The sequence below is a fragment of the Methylophaga sp. UBA4204 genome, assembly GCF_002379485.1.
Lineage (GTDB): Bacteria > Pseudomonadota > Gammaproteobacteria > Nitrosococcales > Methylophagaceae > Methylophaga.
The window spans coordinates 95,069-103,722 of the sequence record NZ_DFTU01000079.1; the positions used below are offsets into that span (position 1 = coordinate 95,069).

The following is an 8,654-nucleotide window of genomic DNA, read 5'->3' on the forward strand; positions in this document are numbered from 1 at the left end:
GCGCTTAAGCAGCGTTATCCCGATGGCAATATTGATGTGCTGGCGCCGGAATGGACCCGTCCCTTACTGGCGCGTATGCCTGAAATCCGCGAAGCGATTAGCATGCCGGTAACCCATGGTGTGTTTGGCTGGAAACAACGGCGGCAAATAGGTCTGGGCTTGCGGCATAAAAAATATGATCAGTCTATTGTGCTGCCGAACTCCTGGAAATCGGCGCTTATTCCCTGGTTTGCCCAAATACCAACTCGCACCGGCTGGCTTGGCGAAATGCGTTATGGATTGCTTAATGATCCTCGCAAACTCAATAAACAAGCTTTACCGTTAATGGTGCAACGTTTTGTATCGCTGGCACACCCGGCCAGTCAGGCACATATTGCACCGGAATATTTTCCCCCAAAAATGATTGCCGAAGCTGTATCCAATGAACTGGCTCCAGTTAAATCGCCAAATCAGAAACGTCTGGTTTTATGTCCGGGCGCTGAATTTGGCCCAGCAAAACAATGGCCAGCGACTCATTACGCAGAGCTGGGTGAGCAGCTTACGCAGCAAGGCTGGCAAGTTTTGATTATGGGCTCTAAAGCCGATACAGCGGTAGGTGAACAGATCGTTGCAGGTATAACCGATAAACAGAATGTTGTGAATCTATGTGGCAAAACCAAACTGGGCGAAGCCATAGATTTAATTGCCACAGCCGATCAGGTTGTCAGTAATGATTCCGGCTTAATGCATATTGCTGCTGCACTCAATAAACCTTTAATCGCGATTTACGGCCCGACATCGCCAGCCTTTACCCCACCGCTCTCTGATAATGCCCAACTGGTGCAGATTCCTATTGAGTGTAGCCCCTGTTTTCAGCGGACTTGTCCGTTAGGTCATCACAAATGTATGCAGGATATTTCTTCTGCCACCATAACCAAAATGATTTTAACAAATTGATTTTTATCATCACCTTAAAATAAAAAGAGTAAGGGATTAAAATGTGGCAAGGTTACTAAATGGTGAATAAGTAATGACGGATATTGAAGAAAACATCTCTATTGATAATGACGATACGACCTACATTCTTCAAATTTGTCACTGTTATTATGATCCATTTCTTGATTGTGCCCGTCAATTTTCCGCGATATTTAAAGGGACAAAATATCGGATAGTAACTGTATTTATGACAGGTGAACCAGACGATGCTGTTGCAAAAGCAGCAGATTCGGATGAAGTCATTTTTCTGGGACACTCCAGCAAAAAACTACGGGGCTTAAAACTTCAAGTTATTCGTGAAATTCACCAAATTGCAAAACAATATCCTTTTGAGTTTTGTATCGCGCACCGGGCTAAATCTGCTTACGTAGGTTTATTAGCTACAAAATTACCGATTTATAGTATCCGGCATAGCTTTGGGGACTTTGACCGTGCCAGCAGGCGCTGGATGATCAATCGTTTCCAACATCGAGTTACAATTCTGGCTGTATCGAATGCAGTTCGAGATGAAATTCGGCTTAATTTATCTCACTGGCCAGCAGAGCAAATTGTCACTTTCTATAATCACCTTGATGTTGAAAAAGTTCGAAATGAACTCCTACCCCGTAGTCTGGCCAGGGAGGCATTGAAATTATCGGACACCGCATGGGTAGTAGGAAGTGTTGGCAGGCTGCACCCTGATAAGGATCCCAAAACTTTGATTCGGGGATTTGCCTTAGCGCTTGAAAGATTACCAGAACAGTCGCTATTGGTCATGATTGGTACAGGCCGACTTGAAAACGAGCTCAAAAAATTAATCCATTCATTGGGCATTGAAAATAATGTGTTGTTACTCGGCAAAATTCCTTTAGCAAGACAGTATTTCAATGCTTTCGACTGTTTCGTTTTAGCATCAGATCACGAACCGTTTGGTATGGTTCTATTAGAAGCTATGGCAGCAAACCTGCCGATTATCAGTTCAGATTGTGGTGGTGCACCAGAGGTTGTAGGTGATACAGGTTTATTATTTAAACTTGGAGATGCAGATGAGCTTGCCGATAAGATTGCTGAGCTGGCAAATGGTGAGAATAAGCCCAAAAGTTTAACTCAGCAACGACTTGAAAACTATTTTTCTGATGAATCAGCAAAACATACATTTTTCAGTCAGATACTTAAATCTGATCACTCAGAACTATTGAAATAAATTAGTTTGCATCGACAATTGGGGTGCCTGACCAGTTTATAGTCTTTTTAATAGTTTCTCTTTTGCTTTGCCATTCTTCAGCCAGAATTAAAGCAAAAGGTAACCACAGCATTAACCAAACTTCATCAGGATTATTGATAATACTGTTACTATCCAGCATCAAGGTGAAAACCCCGGCAAAAAGAAATCCACCCCACCAGTTTTTTTGCTGCCATGCTATATTTAAAACACTAAGAATCATGATAGAAAACATCATTAATGGCACAATACCAAAGTGATAAAGTAAATTCACAAGTATATTGTGAGTGATAAATACCTCACTTCCATCAGGCTGCCATACCAAGTGTGGGGAGGGTGTTTCTGGAAAACCACACCCCAGCAATATTCCACAGTCTCGCCACGCTAACAGGTAGCCATTCCAGATAGCCAAACGATGCGAATCACCACGCTCAATCAGTTCGGTAGATTGGCCAGCCAAATCAAACATTGGAATCGATATAACCAATAATGTCAGTAAACCTGCAACCAGAAATATCAGTCCTTTATAACCGAAACCTCTTACCATACAGATCAACATAAAAGCATTCCATACTCCCATCCCGACAAGACCAGTGCGACTCTGGAGGATTAAAGTAATGGCCAAAAATGCCAAAACAAAACCAATGAGCCCTTCCCAAAGGTTTCTATTTTTAATCCAGTGCGGACCAACTATAAACAAGCTACAACTAATAAACATACTGATCTGAATAGGACTGTAGAGTCTTGATATACCGGGATTCAGACGAGTCCCGAATGGTTCGTTGCCAATTAAATAAAAGGAAATAGCGCAGGCAGCAGTGTAAAGCAGCCCCCCCCAGAACAACATTCTGGCAAAGGTTTTACTGCTGAAAAAGTTTGGGTCTACAAAGCGAGATATTGAATAAACAAATACCAGAACATATAGGGCATGAATGATTGCCCTAGTATGATAAAAAGCGGAATAAAAGGTAATGACCGAGCATAAAATCAAAAAAATCCATTCCGTTGAATTTATTGGCTTAAGTAATTTATAGTTTCTCAGTAAAAGATAAAGCCCAGGAATGGCAATGAAGATGTAATAAAAATTGTTCACCATTTTACTGGTAGGTAACACTAAAAAAGATGTCACAAATAATGCCAGCATCCAACTGAAATAGGTTCTAACGGTCATTCAAAAGTCTCTCGATTAGAGATTGGTACTCATTTCGATAACGTTGTAAAGAGAAGTGGGTCTGTAAGTATTTAAAGGACTGATCTCCTAATTCTGCTCTTTGTTCTGGAGTTAACTTCAAACAATCACTCAGCACTTTTGCTAAATCATCAGGGTTTTGAACCTCAAAACACTTGCCGCCAGCCGGACGAACAATGTAATCCATAGAGGGAATTGATGTCGTCAGTATGGGAAGTTTTGCCGTCATCGCTTCCATTAATGCCAGCGGCAGACCTTCACTATGAGAAGGCATAATCCAAATATCAAAAGCCTTTACATAACGAGCGGCTCCATCTACGTTACCTAAAAGAAATACTTTCCCTGATAATCCTAGACTCGCAATTTCAGCTTCTAGTGTTTTACGTTCTTTACCTTCACCAATAATTGCTATTAAGACATCGGGGAACTGCTGATGGATCTTGGCAAAACCTCTTATCAGGTCGATATGGCCTTTACGCTTATCAAGCCTTCCTATCGTGCCCACAATGGTCTTTGCCGTTGGCAAGTCGAGTGTTTTTCTGGAAACGTCTGCTGGATAGAGCAGCGATAGCATCTGTTGGGAATCGATCGCATTTTCTACAACTGTGACATTGCGTTCATTAAAACCGCAATTAAGCGCAAAAAGTCCTTGTCGAACTGATTCTGAAACTGCAACAAAATGCCATTTATGTGCAATTAACCTGACCATCAATCTTCGCATAAATGGCCGATAATCACTAAGGATGTGCACAACCGAAACACATTTAGGTCGGCCAATAAGCAAATGTAACCAGACCATTAAAGAGGTAGGTTTGAATCGGTTGCAAATTACAACATCAAAGTGTTCTCTTCTAAAGATCTTAAATAATTCGTAGAGAGCTCGCAGCCTCAAACCCCTAAGATTTTTTTTTGGCAAATCGAGATAGATGGTTCTTTCCGCACAGCTCTCTTTTTCGCCGGGTTGGGGTTTACCTGTAACAAATAAAGTTGTGGTAGCGAATTTTTCAGGTGGAAGTGCTTTGATTACCTGTTCCGCGAGGTCAGCTACATCAATCGGCTTTATGTTGTAACCTTGATGCAGTTGAAGGACAGAAATATCTCGTTTTGCCATCTAATTTGCTTTGTTGGAAATCCCCAAATTATACAGCATAATCCCCCGTTGGACTTTCATAAGCTAGACATAGAACTTTATGTTCATAGAACAACAGTATGTTTCACATAATGTCGAATACTGGAAGTGCAAAGTATTAATTTTTTAGTTTGGACTTAATTGAACAATGCAACACCAAAAGATCATCAAAATCATTCCATATTTTGGTCAATGGCCAGAATGGTTCGAGTTATATTTGTTAAGCTGCATGCATAATCCCGACATTGATTGGTTGTTTTATACTGATTGCCAAATTCCAGAAAAAAGTCCACGTAATGTACGGTTTGTTAATATAAGTTTCCTTGACTACAAAAAACTTATAAGCGAACGGTTAGGAATAAATTTTTCGTCACCAGCCCCTTTCAAACTATGTGATGTTCGACCTGCATATGGATTCGTACATCAAGATGAGATTGATAGTTATGATTTTTATGCCTACGGTGATATAGACATAATATACGGACAGATTCGTCAATTTATTACCGATGAAATGCTTGATAGATATGATGTAATAGGAACCCATAACCGTCGTCTTTCTGGACACTTCAGTCTATTTAGGAATACCGAGCAAAACCGACAAGCTTTTCGAAAAATCCCAGATTGGCAAAAGTTAATGGAAATGGACGAACATATCGGATTAGATGAATCAAAATTTTCCAAGCTGTTTGTCCGCCATAAAAATCATCCTTTGTGGCTCCGAAAATTATGGTCATACAGCTCACGCTATCAAAGGCGGGTTTTATATAAAGAACAGTTTAGTACCGTTCTCTCACCAATTAAGTGGATTGATGGAAGCTCAGAGCATCCACAGCAATGGTTCTGGAAAGATGGTCATCTAACCAATGATAGAGATAACAGGGAATTTATGTATCTCCACTTCATGAACTGGAAATCGAATCGCTGGTTACCCAAAAATCTGCGTGATGCACCAGCAGCATGGACTTCACTGGATAAATTGGTGCAAATCGATATCGAGCAAGCTCGTAAAAATGGTTTTCAGATCTCCCCGCAAGGCTTTACTCCGATTAATCCTGGCAAACTGAAAGGTTAAATGGTTCACGCCCTCTACGCTTGATATACTGAACAATATTTTTACGCAACTCGAAGATAATTTATGATTGTTTTAGGCCTTTCCGGCGCGGTAAATCACGACGCCTCAGCTGCTTTATATATTGATGGAAAACTCGTGGCGGCTGCAGAAGAAGAGCGCTTCCTCCGTGACAAACATGCCAAGGGAAAGATGGCTTATGAAGCCACCAGATACTGCCTTGAGCAAGCAGGTATCCGTCCCGATGAAATCGATATTGTCGCGTTTCCTTATGCGCAGATTGGCCTGCAATCACCTGCTCGCTGGCATTACGCCAAACGTCACTGGTACGCGCCTGACAGAGCATTAACTGCTTTATTCTCTGGTAATCGTCGTTACTGGCGTAATCACAAAAACGTGATGAAACTGCTTGATGATTTAGGGATTGATTCCAAACGCGTCAAATTTGTCCCGGTTGAACACCATCTGGCCCATGCCAGCAGCGCTTATCATCTGAGTGGTTTTCAAGAAAAAACCGCGATTATCGGCATTGATGGTAAAGGTGAATACGCCACAACGTTTTTTGGTTATGGCGAAAACGGCAAAATTCACAAAATCAAAGAGTTTTATGACCCGGATTCACTCGGCGGCGTTTATGGTGCGATGACTGAATATCTCGGTTTTGAAATGCTTGATGGCGAATTCAAGGTTATGGGCATGGCGCCTTATGGCGATCCGAACCGTTTTGATTTTTCACGTTTGATTTATTGTGAAAACGGCGAATTCAAGGTCAATACCAAATTAGTGAATACCGTGGGTTTCCGCCGTTATAAAAAAGGTGGCAAAGGTTATTTTTTCAGCCCTGAACTCATTGAATGGTTAGGCCCAATGCGTGAAGGTGATGAAAAAGACGAGCCTTACATCGATTATGCCGCCAGCATCCAGGCATTGCTGGAAAAATGTGCTTTGCATCTGATTGATTATTACCTGGGCGATATTATTCGTGAAACAGGTAAAGTGGCTTATGCCGGTGGTGTGGCTTTAAACGTCAAACTTAACCAGCGCATTATTGCCATGCCCGGCGTCAAAGAACTGTTTGTACAACCTGCTTCCAGTGATGCGGGTACGGCGATTGGTGCGGCCAGTTATGCTTCACAACTGGCTGGTGTACCAGTCGAGAAAATGGAGCATGTTTATCTTGGTCCATCCTATACCACTCAACAATGTATTGATGCTTGTGAACGTTATACTCAACCTGTCAGCTGGCAATATCTAAATGATGTTTGTGGGGACACGGCAAAAATTCTAGCCGATGGTAATCCAGTTGCCTGGTTTCAGGGTCGTATGGAGTTTGGACCGCGTGCATTGGGTAATCGAAGCATTTTGGGTTCACCAAACCATTCTGGTGTTGCTGATCGTATTAACGCACAGATTAAATATCGTGAACGCTGGCGCCCGTTCTGCCCAAGTATGCTGGATAGAGTAGCGCCGGAAATTCTGCAGACCGAGCATCCAAGCCCATATATGACGTTTACCTTTGATGTGGCGGAAAGCTGGAAATCACGGATTCCGGAAGTCGTTCATGAAGATGGTACTGCCCGTGCTCAGATTGTCACCCGATCGACCAATGCACGTTATTACGAACTGATTGAAGAAATGGAAAAACTGACCGGCAATGCGGTGGTGCTGAATACCTCATTGAATCGTCGTGGCGAACCGATGGTTTGCAGCCCAACGGATGCGTTGAATATGTTCTTCGGTTCCGATCTGCAATATCTGGTGATGGAAGATATTCTGATCACCAAAGTTTAACTATTACGCATAATTTTTTTGGTGATGCTTTCAATTTTTTTAATTGAAATAAATGGTCGCCAGATGTGTTCGCCACCAAATTTCAGAGTAATAATTGGTGAAACGACATTTCCCAGGTTATAACCTGGACGCCATACGAAGTTTTTATTTTTACGGGTAATGGTTATTGTGGGGATACCTAGCATTGCTGCAAGGTGTCCTCCACCTGAATCATTGCTAATCACCACTTTAGCTGATCGCAGATATTCTATTAAATGTGCGATTTCCTGAAATGTTTTAACGTTTATTGTCCCAAACTTATCTTCTAACAATTCTTTTTCATGGGGCATAACAATAACTTCTACTTGAAACCCCATGCTCACTAGCTGGTTTGCAAGTTTATTAAAGCCTTTGATAGAAAAGTTCTTTTTAGGATTTGGCGTAGTTGGAAAGACCACCACTAAATTTTTAACTTGCTTTGGCTGATGGAAAGTAACTGCAGGTAACGATGAATCGGCTTTAACCCCTAATACCTCCAGCCCATACTCATCAACCCAGTCAACCATACTTTTGGTGCTGTTTTTATCTAAACAAAGTGGACGATTAGTAAAAGTACCTGATGATTGAGAAATTAAATCTTTATTTGAAAAAGTTTTAGTTGGAAGGCTTTTAGAATAATTCTTTGATGTGAAAAGTAATATATTTTTCGAAGCTTCTAAATCCACTAAATGCTTTTTTACCCACGGCGACAAGACATCCAGAAGGATCAGATCATACGTTGATATTAAATTCTCAGGATCATTAGGCAAATTCCCAAGCGTAAGCCAAGGGAAGTTTAATGTTGCTGAAGTAATTAAATTTGCAAACAGCGTAACTTCGTAACCACTATTAGTCAGGTGTTGGGCTAACCGTAAACAAATTGTGACATCACCAAGAGCAGGGAAAGGAACGATGGCTATTCTTTTAACTGATTTCATGTATTTAACATTTTTGTTTAATTATCTAGTGATTTTATTTGCTTATTTTTTTAGCTAACATTTCCACGAGTGCAGCAGCATGCTGCGGCATGCTATACAAATCATGTGTGGCGGCATAATCCAAGGCATTTTGTGACAGCTGTTGCAGGCGTGGTTTATCGAGCATTTTGATCAGCTGTTGGGTAAACGCTGACGTATCTTCCGGCTGGTCAATACATTCACCGCCGTTTGAATCTCTAACAAAATTGGCATAACCACAGGCACTACTGACCATACTGGGCAGCCCGGCCACCATAGCTTCAAGAATCACGGTACCGGTATTTTCTGAACGCGCCGGGTGTAAC

At 41.6% G+C, this 8,654-nt stretch carries 8 protein-coding genes; 4 read left to right on the forward strand and 4 right to left on the reverse strand.

The window, feature by feature from the left end:
• Nucleotides 1–936: lipopolysaccharide heptosyltransferase II (gene waaF / locus B3182_RS11910; RefSeq protein WP_292752860.1), on the forward strand; the 936-nt coding region annotated here is incomplete at its 5' end.
• A gap of 73 nt (nt 937–1,009) precedes the next feature.
• The gene (locus B3182_RS11915; protein WP_292356115.1) at nt 1,010–2,158 is read left to right on the forward strand and encodes a glycosyltransferase; all 1,149 of its coding nucleotides are present in this window, start codon (nt 1,010–1,012) and stop codon (nt 2,156–2,158) included.
• Between the two features lies 1 nt (nt 2,159).
• Here the strand turns inward: B3182_RS11915 and B3182_RS11920 are convergent, their stop codons facing one another.
• Nucleotides 2,160–3,347 (reverse strand): O-antigen ligase family protein, encoded by a 1,188-nt coding sequence (locus tag B3182_RS11920; RefSeq protein WP_292356113.1) that lies wholly within the window; start codon nt 3,345–3,347, stop codon nt 2,160–2,162.
• Complete coding sequence (locus B3182_RS11925) at nt 3,337–4,476, reverse strand: glycosyltransferase (RefSeq protein ID WP_292356112.1); 1,140 nt, start codon at nt 4,474–4,476, stop codon at nt 3,337–3,339. The genes B3182_RS11920 and B3182_RS11925 overlap by 11 nt, the downstream gene beginning before the upstream one ends.
• A 166-nt stretch (nt 4,477–4,642) precedes the next feature.
• Between B3182_RS11925 and B3182_RS11930 the strand changes: the two genes are divergently transcribed.
• Together B3182_RS11930 and B3182_RS11935 are read left to right on the forward strand one after the other, a co-directional pair.
• Nucleotides 4,643–5,566: a DUF6625 family protein gene (locus tag B3182_RS11930; protein ID WP_292356111.1), complete on the forward strand. Its 924-nt coding sequence runs from the start codon at nt 4,643–4,645 to the stop codon at nt 5,564–5,566.
• Between the two features lie 63 nt (nt 5,567–5,629).
• Nucleotides 5,630–7,354, forward strand: a complete 1,725-nt coding sequence (locus tag B3182_RS11935; protein WP_292356110.1) for a carbamoyltransferase family protein — start codon at nt 5,630–5,632, stop codon at nt 7,352–7,354.
• On the opposite strand, the gene B3182_RS11940 is transcribed toward B3182_RS11935, so the two are convergent.
• Entirely contained in the window at nt 7,351–8,310 is a 960-nt protein-coding gene (locus B3182_RS11940; RefSeq protein ID WP_292356109.1) for a glycosyltransferase family 9 protein, read from the reverse strand. The two genes, B3182_RS11935 and B3182_RS11940, sit on opposite strands and share 4 nt — an antisense overlap.
• 34 nt (nt 8,311–8,344) lie before the next feature.
• A partial coding sequence (locus B3182_RS11945; RefSeq protein WP_292752865.1) for a glycosyltransferase occupies nt 8,345–8,654 on the reverse strand: 310 nt, incomplete at its 5' end.